17 protein-coding genes and 1 tRNA gene are annotated in these 16395 nt (G+C 64.2%); 9 read left to right on the top strand and 9 right to left on the bottom strand.

Features of this window, described 5'->3' with window-relative positions:
* Positions 1 to 89 precede the first annotated feature (89 nt).
* The 6 genes from OU999_13255 to OU999_13230 form a co-directional block, all read right to left on the bottom strand.
* Positions 90 to 1412, bottom strand: coding sequence for a hypothetical protein (locus OU999_13255; protein WAC22710.1), 1323 nt, complete (start codon positions 1410 to 1412; stop codon positions 90 to 92).
* A gap of 10 nt (positions 1413 to 1422) precedes the next feature.
* Positions 1423 to 2136 carry a DUF4331 family protein gene (locus tag OU999_13250; GenBank protein WAC22709.1) on the bottom strand — a complete coding sequence of 238 codons (714 nt, stop codon included), beginning with the start codon at positions 2134 to 2136 and terminating at the stop codon, positions 1423 to 1425.
* A 4-nt stretch (positions 2137 to 2140) separates the two neighbouring features.
* Positions 2141 to 2791 carry a hypothetical protein gene (locus tag OU999_13245; GenBank protein ID WAC22708.1) on the bottom strand — a complete coding sequence of 217 codons (651 nt, stop codon included), beginning with the start codon at positions 2789 to 2791 and terminating at the stop codon, positions 2141 to 2143.
* 80 nt (positions 2792 to 2871) lie between these two features.
* A complete protein-coding gene (locus OU999_13240; protein ID WAC25429.1) occupies positions 2872 to 3897 on the bottom strand; it encodes a glycosyltransferase family 1 protein in 1026 nt (341 codons plus the stop codon).
* Between the two features lie 44 nt (positions 3898 to 3941).
* The gene (locus OU999_13235; GenBank protein WAC22707.1) at positions 3942 to 4886 is read right to left on the bottom strand and encodes a UDP-2,3-diacylglucosamine diphosphatase; all 945 of its coding nucleotides are present in this window, start codon (positions 4884 to 4886) and stop codon (positions 3942 to 3944) included.
* A gap of 120 nt (positions 4887 to 5006) precedes the next feature.
* Entirely contained in the window at positions 5007 to 6029 is a 1023-nt protein-coding gene (locus OU999_13230) for an NAD(P)H-quinone oxidoreductase (protein WAC22706.1), read from the bottom strand.
* 92 nt (positions 6030 to 6121) lie between these two features.
* Between OU999_13230 and OU999_13225 the strand changes: the two genes are divergently transcribed.
* From OU999_13225 to OU999_13215, 3 genes are all read left to right on the top strand, one after another.
* Positions 6122 to 6322 (top strand): DUF1192 family protein, encoded by a 201-nt coding sequence (locus tag OU999_13225; GenBank protein ID WAC22705.1) that lies wholly within the window; start codon positions 6122 to 6124, stop codon positions 6320 to 6322.
* A gap of 295 nt (positions 6323 to 6617) precedes the next feature.
* Positions 6618 to 8957 (top strand): ATP-dependent Clp protease ATP-binding subunit ClpA, encoded by a 2340-nt coding sequence (gene clpA / locus OU999_13220; protein WAC22704.1) that lies wholly within the window; start codon positions 6618 to 6620, stop codon positions 8955 to 8957.
* 171 nt (positions 8958 to 9128) lie between these two features.
* The gene (locus OU999_13215; protein ID WAC22703.1) at positions 9129 to 9521 is read left to right on the top strand and encodes an acyl-CoA thioesterase; all 393 of its coding nucleotides are present in this window, start codon (positions 9129 to 9131) and stop codon (positions 9519 to 9521) included.
* Between the two features lie 4 nt (positions 9522 to 9525).
* Here OU999_13215 and thpR read toward each other — a convergent pair whose 3' ends face one another.
* Positions 9526 to 10071, bottom strand: coding sequence for an RNA 2',3'-cyclic phosphodiesterase (thpR, locus tag OU999_13210; protein ID WAC22702.1), 546 nt, complete (start codon positions 10069 to 10071; stop codon positions 9526 to 9528).
* Positions 10072 to 10207: 136 nt separating this feature from the next.
* Between thpR and OU999_13205 the strand changes: the two genes are divergently transcribed.
* The 3 genes from OU999_13205 (at position 10208) to OU999_13195 (ending at position 12180) form a co-directional block, all read left to right on the top strand.
* The gene (locus OU999_13205) at positions 10208 to 10954 is read left to right on the top strand and encodes a Bax inhibitor-1/YccA family protein (protein ID WAC22701.1); all 747 of its coding nucleotides are present in this window, start codon (positions 10208 to 10210) and stop codon (positions 10952 to 10954) included.
* A 254-nt stretch (positions 10955 to 11208) separates the two neighbouring features.
* Entirely contained in the window at positions 11209 to 12024 is an 816-nt protein-coding gene (locus OU999_13200) for a hypothetical protein (protein WAC22700.1), read from the top strand.
* Between the two features lie 80 nt (positions 12025 to 12104).
* Positions 12105 to 12180 (top strand) — tRNA-Ala (locus OU999_13195).
* Here the strand turns inward: OU999_13195 and OU999_13190 are convergent.
* Positions 12181 to 12843, bottom strand: coding sequence for a glutathione S-transferase family protein (locus OU999_13190; protein WAC22699.1), 663 nt, complete (start codon positions 12841 to 12843; stop codon positions 12181 to 12183).
* Positions 12844 to 12886: 43 nt separating this feature from the next.
* Positions 12887 to 15031: a PQQ-dependent dehydrogenase, methanol/ethanol family gene (locus tag OU999_13185; GenBank protein ID WAC22698.1), complete on the bottom strand. Its 2145-nt coding sequence runs from the start codon at positions 15029 to 15031 to the stop codon at positions 12887 to 12889.
* 159 nt (positions 15032 to 15190) lie between these two features.
* On the opposite strand from OU999_13185, the gene OU999_13180 reads away from it, so the two are divergent.
* The 3 genes from OU999_13180 to rplT all read left to right on the top strand — a co-directional run bounded on the left by OU999_13180 (position 15191) and on the right by rplT (position 16310).
* Entirely contained in the window at positions 15191 to 15568 is a 378-nt protein-coding gene (locus OU999_13180; protein ID WAC22697.1) for a VOC family protein, read from the top strand.
* A gap of 132 nt (positions 15569 to 15700) precedes the next feature.
* A complete protein-coding gene (gene rpmI / locus OU999_13175) occupies positions 15701 to 15904 on the top strand; it encodes a 50S ribosomal protein L35 (GenBank protein ID WAC25428.1) in 204 nt (67 codons plus the stop codon).
* A gap of 43 nt (positions 15905 to 15947) precedes the next feature.
* Positions 15948 to 16310, top strand: a complete 363-nt coding sequence (gene rplT / locus OU999_13170) for a 50S ribosomal protein L20 (GenBank protein ID WAC22696.1) — start codon at positions 15948 to 15950, stop codon at positions 16308 to 16310.
* The last annotated feature ends 85 nt before the right edge of the window (positions 16311 to 16395 follow it).

The following is a 16395-nucleotide window of genomic DNA, read 5'->3' as shown; positions in this document are numbered from 1 at the left end:
TATGGCCACCCCTCGCGGGGTGGCCGAATGTGCGGGCAGGCATAAGCGAAACTTGCGCTGCGAGCAAGCGTCTTGGGCGTTTGCGCTGGTCAGGCGAGGGGGTTCATCTTCCTCGCGGCGCTGCGATACTGTGCTGCCTTGCGGGTAAGGCCGCTCGCGGCATAGATATCCGCTGCGGTGGCGAACAGATCGGGCGTGCGCCAGCGCGAGGCCAGCACCGCGTCTATCACCGTGCGCGCCTCGTCGGTGCGCCGATTGGCCAGCAAAGCCGCAGCCAGCTTGATTTTCGCCTCGCCATAAGGGCGGGCCTTGTGGTTGGCTTCGGCCAGTCGCAGCGCGCACGGCCAGTCCTGCTTCGCCATGCAATGATCGATCGCATGGCCATAGGTCGCTTCGGGAAACAGCTTCAGCCGCTGCGCCCAGAGCGCGGAGGACCGGGCATAGAGCCGTTCGGCCCGGACCTTGTCGCCTTGCGCTGCGGCAATGGCGGCCAGTGCATCGATGAATTCGGGATGGCCGGTGCGCTGGACGATTCCGGTGTAGAGCGATTCGGCTTGCCGCGTTTTGCCCTGCAGCGTCAGGACCTCCGCCATATGCTCCTCGATCAGCCAGCGGCCGGGGAAGAGCCGATCGGCTGCGCGGAAATGCGCCATCGCATCATCGAGCCGTCCCCGGTCCAGATCGAGGATGCCGCGCTGCAGCTGCATATAGGCGCGGGTCTGCGGGGTGGGCGAGCGATAGCCCTTTTCGGCCTCGGCCAGATAGGCATCGGCCAGATCGACCTGCCCGGTGCGCGCAGCGAATATCGCGCGCCGGAAATGGGCCGATCCCGGCACGAGGCGATCGGCCGCATCATAAAGCGCCCAGGCCGCCGCATAATCCCCGCGATAAAAGGCAATGTCGCCGCGCATCGCTGCAATTTCGGCGCGGTCGCCCGGATCGGGCGGCACGGCATAGGCATCGGTCGCGGCAAGCTGCGCCTCGGCCCCTGCCAAGCGATGCATGCTGAAATCGAGCGCGGCGCGCATCAGATGCGGGCCGCTGCCCTTGACCGCGACCGCGAACGCTCTGTCGAGCGCGGCCTGCGCCGCTGCATAATCGCGATAATCGCCCGAAAGCTGCGCGCGCGCCATCAGCTCGCTGGCATGGATTTCATGCATCAGCCACTGATCGGCGCCGGCCCTGGCAGCGGCCTGCGCATTGGCAATGGCGATATCGCTGCGCCGGATCGCCTCGGCATAGCTCAGCGGCGGGCCGCTGCCCGAATAGGGCGAAGGCTGCCAGTTGATCGCCTCGGGTGCCGGTTTCGCGTTGTTCCACCGGTCGATCGCCCACAGGCTGCCCAGCACGGCCAGCGCCATGATCCACCATTTCCAGGGCGCCAGCCGCGCTGGCAGGGTCGTAGCGGTCATCCTGCCGCGCCTATCCGTTGGGCCGCGCGCAGATGCTCAGGCCCAGCCTGCCAAAGTCGTCGGCCAGGGCGTTGGTCAGGATGGTCAGCGTATTGGACAGTTCCGGCACCCATTTGCCCGTCGCATCGATTGCCGGGGTGTCGTCATTATACGCATTCTTGGACGGATTGCCCGAAACGAGCGCGGTGGCGACCGCCGGCATGCCAGCGCGGTCGACGCGGGTATAGGCAGAAGGCAGGTCGCTGCGGAAGGTGAAGTTGCTGCCCGCCCCGCTTGCGATCGGCGGGCTGCCCAGCGGCGGCGCCAGGAACGGGAAGGCGGCGGACAGCGGCTGGTCGATGCCATTGGGATTGACCGGAAGCGCCGCAAAAGTGGTTGCCGGGTGCTTGGCAAGGTCGAGGAAAACCACCGCCAGGGTCACATCGATCACCGGGTCGAGAAAGCGGCGGCCATTGGGGAAGCCTGCGGCCTGGTTGAGATCGAGCCGCACGAGGTCCGGGACGACCAGATTGGCCACGGTGCGGCCGGGCACCACGGTCTGGTTGAGACACGGGCCGACATCGAAGCTGGTCGGCGGCGGCGGGGTCGGGGTCGGCGCGGGGGCCACCGCGACGGGCGGGATGACGATGGCGTTGGTTTGCGGTTCGTTGCTGCCACATCCAGACAGCATGGCGGAGAGGGCCAGGGCGGAAGCGAGCGCGAGCGGCGTGCGGTGCATGATCATGGCCTCAGCTCCTGATCCGGGCCGAGGTCGACCAGATATCGAGCGGTTGACCCTGGTCGAGCAGTCGGCGCGGGATCGAGATGATCACGAACGTGCTGTTGAGGTTGGCAAAGCGGTTGCGCGCATTGTTGAACGACAGATTGCCGGTCGCGCGCGAATCGCGCAGCCCCTGGGGATCGAAGAAGAACGGGTCATCGAACAATCCGGCGCGCACCGTGATGCCGTTGGGCGTCGTCAGGTTGCGCTCGACCGGGCCGCGGACCAGGCTGGCCCCCGGCAGGTTGCGGACCTCGATCCCCGGATTGGTGCCGTCACGGCCGAAGCGGATCTCGATGGGGAATTCCACATCGGTCCGCGAACCGGCATTGGAGACGTTGATCATGTAGAGCACGTCAGGATCGTAGAATGCCGGCAGGCTGGTCGCCGAGGGGCCGCCGAAACCGATCGAAAGATAGACGTTGTTGGCATCGTGAAAGGCGTAAAGATCGGCAATATCGGCGGCGATATCAAAGCCTGCCGTATTGGTGTCCGATCCTGTGCGCGCGGGCGGATCGAAATGGTCGGCGGCATCGAGTGCTTGGTGGCCGGCAAACATCACCCCGCCAAGCGCAAGCGCGCATGGGAGCGTGACACGGAAGAACGTGGCTAGTTTCATATCACCCCTGCCTGCTGAATGGATTGTCTGGGGCGACCCGTGCCTTGCATACTATGAAATGGCAGAAACCACCAAGGATTTCACGCCGCCATGGCCAGCCTTGCGGTGATCGGCACGAGAGCGTCCAGAAACTGGCCCGTGCTCGCCTGCCAGGTGAAGCTGCGGCCGGCAGCCAGGCAGTCTGCCCGGTCGAGGCCAAGCGCAGCGGCGATGGCCTGGTCGAGATTGTCGTCCATCGCGCCTGCACCGGGCGTCAGCACGTCGAGCGGGCCGGATACGGGGAAGGCGGCCACCGGGGTGCCGCAGGCCAGCGCCTCGATCATCACCAGCCCGAAGGTGTCGGTGCGGCTGGGGAAGACGAACACGTCGGCCCCGGCATAATGGCCTGCCAGCGCCTCGCCCGATTGCGCGCCGACGAAATGCGCGTGCGGATAGGCCCTGGACAGGGCTTCGCGCGCGGGACCATCGCCGACCACGACTTTGGATCCGGGATGGCTGCTCGAGAGGAATGCCTCGATATTCTTTTCCACCGCCACGCGCCCGACATAGAGCTGGATAGGGCGGGGCAGATCGGCATAGAGCGCAGGGACCGGCGCTGTGGGGCTGAAACAGCCAAGATCGACGCCGCGCCCCCAATGCACCAGCTGGGTCAGCCCCTGGGCGCGCAGCTGCTTGCGCACGGTCTCGGTCGACACCAGGATCGCCGAGGCGGGGCTGTGGAACCAGCGGATGAACGGCCAGAACATCGCCGCCGGCAGCCCGGTGCGCCGCGCCAGATAATCGGGGAACTGGGTGTGATAGGCGGTGGTGAAGGGATAGCCGTGATCGAGGCAGAAGCGGCGCGCGGCAATGCCCAGCGGCCCTTCGGTGGCGATATGCACCGCATCGGGGGCAAAGTCGCTGAGCCGCGCGCCCACGCCGTGCCGCGTCGTGAGCGCCAGCCGGATTTCGGGATAGGACGGGCAGGGGATGGAGGCATATTGATCGGGCGAGACGATCAGCAGCTCATGCCCCAGCGCGCGCAGCCGATCGGTCACCGCGCACAGCGTGCGCACCACGCCGTTGACCTGGGGGGCCCAGGCATCGGTGATGATCGCGATCTTCATGCGCTCCGGCATCGGCATGCCCCTTTCCGGTCGTGCAGCACGCGTCAGGCCGCAACCGCCTCGCGGTCCGCCCGTGCCTGTGCCTCGGCCTCGGCGGCCTGGCGTTCCTTCATGATCTCGGCCCAATGGAGCACTTCCATCCGCCCGTCGAAATGCTCGACCAGCGCGGTGCAGCCTTCCACCCAGTCGCCATCGTTATAATATTCGACCCCGCCGATCTGGCGGATCTCGGCGGTATGGATATGCCCGCAGACCACGCCATCGACGCCGCGTTCGGCCGCAGCGCGCGCCACCAGCTCCTCGAAGCGCGAGATGAACTCGACCGCGTTCTTGACCTTGTGCTTGGCCATCTTGGACAGCGACCAATAGGACAGGCCAAAGCGCTGCCGCACCCAGTTGACCCCGATGTTGAGGCTCATCAGCAAGTGGTAGAGCGTGTCGCCGACAAAGGCGAGCCAGCGGTGCGCCAGCATGATCGTGTCGAACTCGTCGCCATGCAGCACCATCAGCCGCTTGCCATCGGCGGTATCGTGGAAGGCGGCGCGGCGGATTTCGACCCCGCCGAAATTGAGGCCGCTGAACTGGCGGAACATCTCGTCATGATTGCCGGGGATATAGACGATCCGCGTCCCCCGCTTGGCGCGCTTCAGGATGCGCCAGACGATGTCGTTATGCGCGGCGGGCCAGTAGAATTTCTTCTTCAGCCGCCAGCCATCGATGATGTCGCCGACCAGATACATGGTGTCGCTGTCGACATGGTCGAGAAAGTCGATGAGCATCTGCGCATTGCAGCCGCGCGTGCCCAGATGCACGTCGGAAATCCACACCGTGCGGTATCGGCGGCGTGCGTCGGCGGGCGGTTCGGGACTATAGGGCTGGCCGCCCGGAAAGCCGGTAACATTGGCAAAGTCGTCGGCCGCAAAGCCGTCGCCAGTCTGCATGCCGGCCAGAAAGGCGCCGATGGGGTCGCTGAAATCGTCCAGTGCCATGATGGCGCTTGCTCCCTTGCGGATATTGCATCCTCGGGACCACGCCAATGGCGGTTTAATGTGACAACTGGAATCGCATAGCGATGACGGCTTGATGACAGATTGCGGGAATCTGCGCGGCTATTGGCCGATTTCGAGCACGATCTTGCCCACCAGATCGCCCGATTCCATCTGCGCATGCGCCTTGGCCGCCTCGGTCAGCGGATAGCGGCTATGGATCAGCGGGCTGAGTTCGCCGGTCGCGACCAGCGGCCAGACCTCGCGCGCGATCTCGTCGGCGAGCAGTGCCTTGAAGCCGTTCGAGCGCGGGCGCAGCGTCGATCCGGTCAGCGTCAGGCGGCGGCGCATGATCTCCAGCACCGATATCTCCGCCTTCATGCCGCCCTGCACTGCGATGGTCACGTTGCGGCCATCATCGGCCAGGCAGGCCATGTTGCGCGGCAAATAGCTGCCGCCCACCATGTCGAGCACGATCTCCACGCCCCTGCCGTCGGTCAGGCGCTGGACTTCCTCGACAAAATCATGCGCCTTGTAGTTGATGGCATGCGCAGCGCCGATCTCCAGCGCGGCGGCGCATTTGTCGTCGCTGCCGCAGGTGACGATGACCTTGAGGCCGAACAGATTGCCCAGCTTGATCGCCATCGTGCCGATGCCGCTGGTGCCGCCATGGACAAGCACGGTCTCGCCATCGCGGGCATAGGCGCGCTGGAACAGGTTGTGCCATACGGTGAACAGGGTTTCGGGCAGCGCGGCTGCCTCTGCCATCGATATGCCCGAAGGAACGACCAGGCAGTGGTCGGCGCGTGCGACGCAATATTCGGCATAGCCGCCGCCTGCGACCAGCGCGCAGACCGGCTGGCCAATCAGCGCATCGTCGGTATCGGGCCCTGCGGCCACAACGGTGCCGGCTATTTCCAGTCCAGGAATGTGCGGCGCGCCCGGCGGCGGAGGATAAAAGCCCTGGCGCTGGATCACATCGGGCCGGTTGACGCCTGCTGCTGCCACGCGGATCAATAGCTCGCCAGCTGCCGGCACCGGCACTTGGGTTTCGTTGGCAACAAGTACTTCCGGCCCGCCTGGCTCCGCATAATCAACTGCCTGCATGGTGGCAGGAATTACTGTCGCCATTTCCAGGGTCGTCATGACCTGGTGCTCCCCCCGTTAACGGACCGACCCGTCAACTTCTGTAAACACCCATATTGACAGCTAAGGCACCGGGGTCAACAATAAGTCCCATGGAGCCTGACGAAAGCCTCGCGCGCCTGCGTGCCGATGCTGCCCAGAAACTGGGCAGCGAGGATATCGATGCCTATTCGCTGGACGAACTGGACACGCGCATCGCGCTGTGCCGCGCGGAAATCGGCCGGTGCGAGGCGCGCAAGGCCTTTGCCGCCAAGCATCGGCTGAGCGCCGAAGCGCTGTTTCGCAAGAGTTGAAGCGCGCCCCGGGCTTCCAGCCCATGGCGCGCCGCTGCTTCCAAGTCTGCCCGACCGTCTGCTGTCGTGCACATGGTCGTTCATCTGGCATGGGATTTGCTGTGAATAATCACGACGAGTGGCTTTGAGCCTGCTGGATTTGCGCAGAGGCGCGCCTATATTGTCCGGAGTGGAGCGCCCCGGAGTGGATATGGGGCAATGGCAATGAGGCGCTTGACGATGAGGAGCCCGGCTCTTTTCCCCCGGGCGAATTGAATGAAAGGCGGGCATTTCGCCCGCTGCGGAGTATCGCATTATGCCGTCCTTTGCCGAATCGCTTGAAAAGACGCTGCACCAGGCGCTGCACAATGCCGCCGACCGCCGTCACGAATATGCCACGCTGGAACATCTGCTGCTCGCGCTCATCGACGATGCCGACGCAGCGCAGGTGATGCAGGCCTGCGGCGTGGACCTGGGCGAGCTGGGCGATGCCGTCACCCATTATCTCGACAACGAGCTGGATTCGCTCAAGGTCGCCGAAAAGACCGACCCTGCGCCGACATCCGGCTTCCAGCGCGTCGTCCAGCGCGCGATCCTGCATGTCCAGTCTTCGGGCAAGGATGTGGTGACCGGCGCCAACGTGCTGGTCGCGCTGTTCTCCGAGCGGGAGAGCTATGCCGTCTATTTCCTGCAGCAGCAGGACATGAGCCGTCTGGATGCGGTGAGCTATATCAGCCATGGCATCGGCAAGGGCGGCCAGCCCGCCGAGCAGCGCACCCCGCGCGGTGCGGAAGAGCCGCAGGAAGACAAGCAGGACGCCGCCGCCAAGCAGAAGAAGGACAGTGCGCTCGACCAGTTCACGGTCAACCTCAATGCGCGCGCACAGGCCGGCAAGATCGATCCGCTGATCGGCCGCGGCCCTGAAGTCGACCGCACGATCCAGATCCTGTGCCGCCGTTCGAAGAACAACCCCCTTTATGTGGGCGATCCCGGCGTCGGCAAGACCGCGATCGCCGAAGGTCTTGCACGCAAGATCGTCGAGGGCGACGTGCCCGAGGTGCTGGAAAAGGCGGTCATCTACTCGCTCGACATGGGCGCGCTGCTTGCCGGCACGCGCTATCGCGGCGATTTCGAGGAGCGGCTGAAGCAGGTCGTTTCGGAACTTGAAAAGATGCCGCATGCAGTGCTGTTCATCGACGAGATCCACACCGTGATCGGCGCTGGCGCGACCAGCGGCGGCGCGATGGATGCGTCGAACCTGCTGAAGCCCGCTCTGTCCAGCGGCTCGATCCGCTGCATCGGATCGACCACCTACAAGGAGTTCCGCAACCACTTCGAAAAGGATCGCGCGCTGCTGCGCCGGTTCCAGAAGATCGATGTGAACGAGCCGACGATCGAGGACACGATCAAGATCCTGAAGGGTCTGCGCACCGCGTTCGAGGATCATCACAAGGTCAAGTACACCCCCGATGCGATCAAGACCGCGGTCGAGCTTTCGGCGCGCTACATCAACGACCGCAAGCTGCCCGACAAGGCGATCGACGTGATCGACGAGGTCGGCGCGATGCAGATGCTGGTGCCGCCCGCCAAGCGGCGCAAGATCATCACCGCACGCGAGATCGAAAGCGTGATCGCGACAATGGCGCGCATCCCGCCCAAATCGGTGTCGAAGGACGACAAGCGGGTGCTCGAGCATCTCGATCGCGACCTGAAGCGCGTCGTGTTCGGCCAGAACAAGGCGATCGAGGTGCTGTCCAGCGCGATCAAGCTCAGCCGTGCAGGGCTGCGCGATCCGGACAAGCCGATCGGCAACTATCTGTTCTCCGGCCCCACCGGCGTCGGCAAGACCGAAGTGGCGCGGCAGCTTGCCAACATCATGGGCATTCCGCTGCAACGCTTCGACATGTCCGAATATATGGAGCGGCACTCGGTCAGCCGACTGATTGGCGCGCCTCCGGGCTATGTCGGCTATGACCAGGGTGGCCTGCTCACCGATGCGATCGATCAGCAGCCGCATTGCGTCCTGCTGCTCGACGAGATCGAGAAGGCGCATCCCGACCTGTTCAACATCCTGTTGCAGGTGATGGACAATGGCAAGCTGACCGACCACCACGGCAAGACCGTCGATTTCCGCAATGTCGTGCTGATCATGACGACCAATGCGGGTGCGGCGGACATGGCCCGCGAGGGCATCGGCTTTGGCGATGTCAGCCGCGAGGATGCGTCGGACGAGGCGGTGAAGAAGATGTTCACCCCCGAGTTCCGCAACCGTCTCGATGCCATCGTGCCGTTCGGCTATCTGGGAACCGAGGTTGTCGCCCGCGTGGTCGACAAGTTCATCCTGCAGCTCGAACTGCAGCTGGCCGACCAGAACGTGCATATCCGGCTCGACCAAGAAGCGCGCGACTGGCTGTCCGAACGCGGCTATGACCGGCTCTATGGTGCCCGCCCGATGGCGCGGCTCATCCAGGAGAAGATCAAGCAGCCGCTGGCGGAAGAGCTGCTGTTCGGCAAGCTGGTGCAGGGCGGCGAGGTCAACGTCCATATGAAGGACGGCAACATGGCCTTCGAAATCGTCCCCGCGCCGCCCAAGGCCGGCAAGCCCAAAAAGGCGCGCGGTTCGGCCAAGAAGGCCAGCGATACCAACGCGGATTGAACACAAGGCCCGGCTGGCATCGCGTCAGCCGGGCCTTTTTCTTTTTCGCACCCCAATCCGTTTGTCCCGAGCGTGTCGAGGGGCCTTACGCAACTGTTCGAGATCACGTCCCTCGACTTCGCTCGGGAACTCGGGAGAGCTCTGTGCGAGGCGGAGCTAGGCAAACACCCTATGACCACCTTCTGTCTCCCCTTCACCGCCCGGCCCGAGCACATTGACGAGCTGGGCCATGTCAACAATGCCGTCTGGGTCCAGTGGCTGCAGGAGCTGTCGGTGGCGCACTGGAATGCCGCCGCCGACCCCATCCATGTGGCGGCCTATTTCTGGGTGATCGTGCGGCACGAGATCGACTATCGCGGCAATATCGGCCTGGGTGAAACCGCGATCGGCAGGACCTGGGTTCCGGGCACCCCCAAAGGCGCGCGCTTTGCCCGCCATGCCGCGTTCACCGATGCCAGAGGCCGCGATATCGTCAGCGCCGTGTCGACCTGGGCGATGCTCGACAAGGCAACCGGCCGCCCTGCGCGCGTCACCGCCGATATCGTCGCCGCTTTCCAGCCCTGAACGCTCAGCCGCGCATCGGGACGCGCGCTATCGTCTCATAGACGCTGCCGCCATGCCCGGTATGGCTCTGCATCAACAGCAACTCCTCGAACACGAACATGTCGCCGGGCAGCGGCGGCTGCGCGGCCATCCAGGCGGCGACCTGGCTGGAATCGGGCGCGGTGCTGCGGGCAAAGCGGGCGAGCGTGATGTGCGGCACATATTTGCGCGCCTCGGGCTCTGATCCACACCGTACGCACAGCCGGTCCAGCCGGGCGTGCAGCGTAGCCAGTGGCGTCCGCGGTGCCAGTCCCGCCCAGAGCTGGTCGACACGGTCGCGCCGGTCGAAGGCGCCAAAGCCGTCGAGATGCGCCTCCGGGCGCGCGAACCGTTCCGCACGCAGTGCCAGCATCAGCGCTTCCGCCCCGTGCCGGTCGGTCTCACCGACGAAGCGCAGCGTCACGTGCAGCTGCGCTTCGCTCTGCCAGCGCGCCGACAAAAGCCCCTGCATCCGCGCCAGCAGAAGCGCGCGGATCGGCGGGGGCGGTACAAGCGCGAAGAACAGTCTCATGGGGAACAATCGCCTGGTAAGAAGTGTACCGTATCAGGGCGCGACGAACTGAAAACCGGTTTCGCTTGAAAATTCGCCGGTGACGGGCGATATTGTGTCTATCCGGCAACAATGCCGGGCAAAGGAGATTTTTTCGATGGCTGACCGTTTTGATCCTCGTGCGACAGACAGACTGCGCGCCGGCTCGATCAATGCGCAGACCGGTGTGCCGAGCGCTGCCTTTGACGCAGGCCTGCGTTCCTACATGCTGTCCATCTACAACTACATGACCAGCGGCATCCTGCTGACCGGTGTCGTTGCGCTGCTGTTTGCCCAGTCGGGCATGGCTGCCGACATCATGTTCGGTCCGGGTCTGCTGAAATATGTCATCATCTTCTCGCCGCTCGCGATCATCTTCGCGATGAGCCTGGGGATGAACCGCTTCTCCACGCCCGCGCTGCAGGCGATGTTCTGGGGATTTGCGACGCTGATGGGCCTCAGCATGTCGACGATCTTCCTCGTGTACACGGGTGAAAGCATCGCGCTGGCGTTCTTCTCGACCGCCGCTGCCTTCGCTGGCCTCAGCCTGTTCGGCTATACCACCAAGAAGGACCTGACCGGTTGGGGCAGCTTCCTGATCATGGGTGTGGTCGGCCTGATTGTGGCGAGCATCCTCAACATCTTCCTTAAGTCGTCGGTCATGGGCCTGGTGATCAGCTATGCCGCGGTCCTGATCTTTGCCGGCCTGACCGCCTATGACACGCAGAAGCTCAAGAGCATGTATGCGCATGTCGCAGGCACCGACATGATGGGCAAGGTCGTGATCATGGGTGCGCTCAGCCTGTATCTCGATTTCATCAATATGTTCCAGGCGCTGCTGAGCATCATGGGCAGTCGCGACTGATCTGCCCGGAAAAGCACTGGAACCCTGACAGCCCGGCGGATTCCCCTCCGCCGGGCTTTTCTTTTGCCTGCAGGCCCCGCTCGGCTGATCGCCCGCAGGACTCGGCTCGTCCCGGCTTTGGCTGGCCCCTGGATGGCCGCCCTTTAACGGTTCACCGTTTTGGTGTTGAGATCGCGCGGATGCGGGCATAAACCATGCCCATGAGAACGCATGCGGCTGGCAAAGCCCCGCAAGCGGCACCGGGAGATACTGAAATGGCGCGTATGGCCCTTAGCCGTGCAATGATGCTGGCCGCTACGGCTGGCCTGACCACCCTCGTCTCGGCCTGTGGCGGGGCCAAGCCCGCGCCCGTCGCGGTCGCGCCGCCGCCGCCGCCGCCGGTGCCCGTCGCGCCGCCGCGCATGCCGACCCCGCCGTCCAACTCGGTGACCACGATGAGCATCCCGATGCTGCGCGCCGATGGCCTGCGCGATACGCCGATGCGCGACATCGATGACAATGAGAAGCTCTGGTATTTCCGCGCCGCGTTCAACGTCGCCGCGCTCAACTGCCAGAACCCCGAGCATTTCCGTATCGCCGACGATTACAACCTGTTCCTCAAGACCCACAAGCGCGAGCTCGACCGCATCAATCGCACCGTCGAGGAAAAGTACCGCAAGCGCTATGGCGCAGGCTATGCGCGCATCCGCGATACCGAAAACACGCAGGTCTACAATTTCTTCGCCTTCCCGCCGGTCAAGGGCGACTTCTGCAATGCCGCGCTGATCCTGGGCCAGGAAGCGGCGGCCTTGCCGTCCAAGGACCTGGTCGCCTTCTCGGTCCGCGCGCTGCCGACGCTGGAAGGCGTGTTCGACCGCTTCTATGCGTCCTATGAAAGCTATCAGAGCGATCTGCAAAAATGGATCGCGCTGTATGGTAGCCCGGAAATGCGCGCAGCCCAGGCCGCGCAGATGGGCCAGGCGACAAACACCGTCCAGCCAGTCGCAAGTCCCGGCACAGCCCCTGCTGCAACGCCTGCCGGCAAGCCGCCCGTGCTGCCCACGGTGTTGCCGACCACCAGCGGCAACTGACCGCACAAAAATTTCCTCTGGATAGCCACCGGGCAACTTATTATATCCCGGCGCTACCCGAGCAGAACGCCGGGACTTTGGGGGCCGTAGCTCAGTTGGGAGAGCGCGTCGTTCGCAATGACGAGGTCAGGGGTTCGATTCCCCTCGGCTCCACCATTACAATGGCGCATTCGCCCCGTTGCTGGCGATGAACGCTGCGCGCTGTGCCTCGAACGCGCGGACAAAGGCAGGCCGTGCCTCCCCGCGCGCGACATAGGCCGCTAGAACCGGAAACTCGTCCTCGATTCCCGAACCCTTGAGACGGCGCAGCGCCGCGACCATCATCAGGTCGCCCGCGTTGAAGTCTCCCTCCAGCCAGTCCGATACGCCGAGCCTCTGAGTCAGCACGCCGAGCCTGTTGCGGACACGGTCCTGCAGGATTGCCAGCCGATCACGATACCAGGGCCTGTCGCCGTCGGTATGGCCGAGCATGTCGAGATCGAAGATCGGCGGTTCGACGGTTGTCAGCGCGGCAAACATCCAGGTGATCGCCCGCGCACGGGCGGCCATGTCATCAGGCAGCAGGCCGCCATGCCGCTGTGCAATGTGCAGCACGATCGCCCCCGATTCGAACAGCGCGACATTGCCTTCCTCATAGGTCGGGATCTGCCCGAAGGGATTGAGCGCAAGGTGCGCGGGCTGCTTCATTGCGGCGAACGGGACCAGCCGCACGGCATAGGGCAGCCCCGCCTCCTCAAGCGCCCAGCGCACCGGCATGTCGCGCGCCAGCCCCTCACCCCGATCGGGAGATCTGGCGATGGCAGTGATCGTGATCGTCATGTCCGGCTCCGGCGATGATGCCGGACAAGCGTACCGAAAACCCCTATTTCATCGCCACCTTTTTCGGCTTGGGGCCGCCTGCCAGTTTCGCGTCCTCATTGGCGCGGGCGATGACATAATGGCGGATGCTGTCGATCTGCGGCTTGGTCATCACCGTGGCGAAGCTGACCATGCCATTGTCCTTCAATGCGCCGTCATGGACGATCATCTGCCAGTTTTCAGCGCTGGCAAGCGTGCCCGAATAGCGCAGATCGGGGATGATGCCGCCGCGCGCCGAAGCCTGCACCGCCGCATCGCCATGGCACACCGTGCAATAGCGGCCATAGAGCACCGCGCCGCCCTGAACGACATCGGCAGCCGCTGTCAGGCCCGGCGGATCGAGCGGCAGGTCATCTGCGGCCGGCATCGCAGGCAGCTTCGCCTTGCCGCCCAGCTTGAACACCAGCAGGCGCGAGATGTTGCGCACCGGGCCCGACATGTCGCTCAGCACGCCAGCGGTGATCGGCCAGGCACCGCCCCATCCGGCGAGCACCGCGACATATTGCTGGCCATCGACGCTATAGGTCATCGGTGCGGCGACGACGCCGGTCTGTGCCTCGAAGCTCCACAGGTTCTTGCCGGTGCCTGAATCATAGGCGACGAAATTGCCCATCGCATTGCCCTGGAACACCAGACCGCCCGCAGTGGCGAGCACGCCGCCATTCCACGGACCGCCCAATGTGACCCGCCAGCGCTCCTTCTGCGCGACCGGGTCCCAGGCGATCAGCACGCCCTTGGTCGCCTTTTTCGCCGCCTCGCGCACCGCATTGTCGGCGGGCATGGCGTTGGACGCGGTGTCCATGCCGACGTTGAAGCCCAGCTTGGAGGGCTTCCAGCCTGCTGCCGGGATATAGGGATAGCTGGTAATCTGCGCGGGGATGAACACCAGCTTCTGCTTGGCGTCATAGGCCATCGGGTGCCAGTTATGCGCGCCCAGCGGTCCGGGTGAGACGATGAAGGGCTTGCCCGTCTTGTCGACGCGCGCGGCCGGGTTCTCGATCGGACGGCCCGTCTTCGGGTCGACCCCGGTCGCCCAGTTGACCGGCACGAAATTGTTGGCGGAGATGAACTCGCCGGTCGCGCGGTCGATCACGTAGAAAAAGCCGTTCTTCGGCGCCTGCATCAGCACCTTGCGGGTCTTTCCGCCGATGTCGAGATCGGCCAGCATGATGTGCTGGGTCGCGGTATAGTCCCAGGTCTCGCCGGGCGTGGTCTGGTAGTGCCAGGCATATTCGCCGGTCTTCACCTTGATCGCGACGATCGAGGACAGGTACAGATTGTCGCCGCCGCCGGGGCTGCGATAGGCCTGGTTCCAGGGCGATCCGTTGCCGACCCCGACATAGAGCAGGCCAAGCTCGGGATCATAGGCCATCGCGTCCCAGACGGTGCCGCCGCCGCCGATATTCCAGTATTCGCCCTTCCAGCTCGTCTCGGCAGCCTTCAGATGCTCGGCCTCGTTCGCGCCGGGCCGATCGGGCACGGTGTAGAATTTCCAAAGCTGCTTGCCAGTCGCCGCATCATAGGCCGCGACATAACCACGCACGCCGAATTCCGCACCGCCATTGCCGATGATCACCATGCCGTCGATCACGCGCGGCGCGCCGGTGATGGTGTACGACTTGTCCTGATCGACCGTCACCTTGCTCCAGATCTCGCGGCCGGTGCCGCGATCGAGCGCGATCAGGCGGCCATCGAGCGTGCCGAGGAACAGCATGTTCCCCCAGGCGGCGAGGCCCCGGTTGACGACGTCGCAGCATGCCTTGACCCCGGTCTCGCCCGGCACCTTGGGATCATAATCCCATAGCGGCTTGCCGGTGGTGGCATCATAGGCCTTCACCTTGGACCAGGCGGTGGTGACATAGATCTTGCCGTCGATCACCAGCGGCGTTGCCTCCTGGCCGCGCGCGGTATCGAGGTCCGCCGACCAGGCCAGGCCCAGCTCGCCGACATTGCCGGTGTTGATCTGATCGAGCGGGCTGAAGCGCTGCTCGTCATAGGTGCGGCCATAGCTCAGCCATTCGCTGCCATCAGCCTTGATGATCCTTGCGCCATCGATGCCGGTCGTATTGGTCGCCTTGTCCGCCGTTTCGCCCGAACATGCTGCAGCCAGCAATGCCAGCGCCGCCCCCAGAGCCGCTTTCAGCCTCATCGCCCTTGTCCCTCTCCATTTTGCCCAGCCCATTTTGTCTTGACCTTTGGCGGCCAATGGCTGTCTTTGCGCTGCCGGATATTGACGGGGGCCGGACGGCTTGTCCATCGCCATTAATCACCCGGTTAAGAGTTGGCCGGTTAACAACAGGAGAGTTCCATGTTTTCACACGTCATGCTGGGCGCAGACGATATCGAGGCGTCCAAGGCGTTCTACGATGCGACCATGGTTGCGCTGGGCGGCAAGCCCGGAATGGTCGACCCCAAGGGCCGCGTCATCTACATGAACAATGGCGGGCTTTTCCTGCTGACCAAGCCGATCGACGGCCAGCCGGCAAGCTGCGGCAATGGCAGCACCATCGGCTTTGCCGCAAGCTCGAGCGAGGCCTGCGATGCCTGGCATGAAGCGGGCCTGGCACATGGCGGCACCGCGATCGAAGACCCGCCGGGCGTGCGCGAAGGCGCCGGCATGAAGCTGTACCTCGCCTATCTGCGCGACCCTGCCGGCAACAAGATCTGCGCGATGCACCGGCTCTAAGCCCTTTGTGGGATTCTGTGCCTTGCAATTGGCGCAGAATCCCGCTAGGCGCGCACGCTTCCGAATAAGCGGGCTGGCTGGTTATGGGCTGCCATGTTCGCTTGTGTACGGACTTCCATGAAGGAGACCAAAATGCCCAAGCTGAAGACCAAGAGCGGTGTGAAGAAGCGCTTCAAGCTCACCGCCACCGGCAAGATCAAGCACGGCGTCGCTGGCAAGCGTCACCGGCTGATCAGCCACAATGCCAAGTATATCCGCCAGAATCGCGGCACCAGCGTCATTTCGGACGCCGATGCCAAGACCATCAAGAAATGGGCTCCTTACGGCCTGGGTTGATCCCGCCGGACCCCTTCTCTCGATTTTCACAAGGATATAACTCATGGCACGCATCAAACGGGGTGTTACCACCCGCGCCAAGCACAAGCGCATTCTCGTCCAGGCGAAGGGCTATTATGGCCGTCGCAAGAACACCATCCGCATCGCCCGTCAGGCCGTTGAAAAGGCAGGTCAGTATGCCTATCGCGACCGCAAGGCCAAGAAGCGCAATTTCCGCGCTCTGTGGATCCAGCGCATCAACGCCGCAACCCGCATGGAAGGCCTGACCTATGGCCGCTTCATGCACGGCCTGAAGCTGGCCGGCATCGAACTGGACCGCAAGGTTCTGGCCGACCTCGCCATGAACGAAGGCGAAGTGTTCAAGGGCCTGGTCAAGCAGGCACAGGCCGCGCTGCCCGCCGCCTGATCCGGCTTGCAGTTCAAGCATTTGCGAGAAGCGCCGAAATCCTTGTGATTTCGGCGCTTTTTGCTTGCCTGGAGCAGGGCCGGGC

The organism is Blastomonas sp. SL216 (assembly GCA_026625625.1).
Classification (GTDB): domain Bacteria; phylum Pseudomonadota; class Alphaproteobacteria; order Sphingomonadales; family Sphingomonadaceae; genus Blastomonas.
Note: the sequence above shows the minus strand (reverse complement) of the source record. Positions and strands in the feature narration are given on the sequence as shown.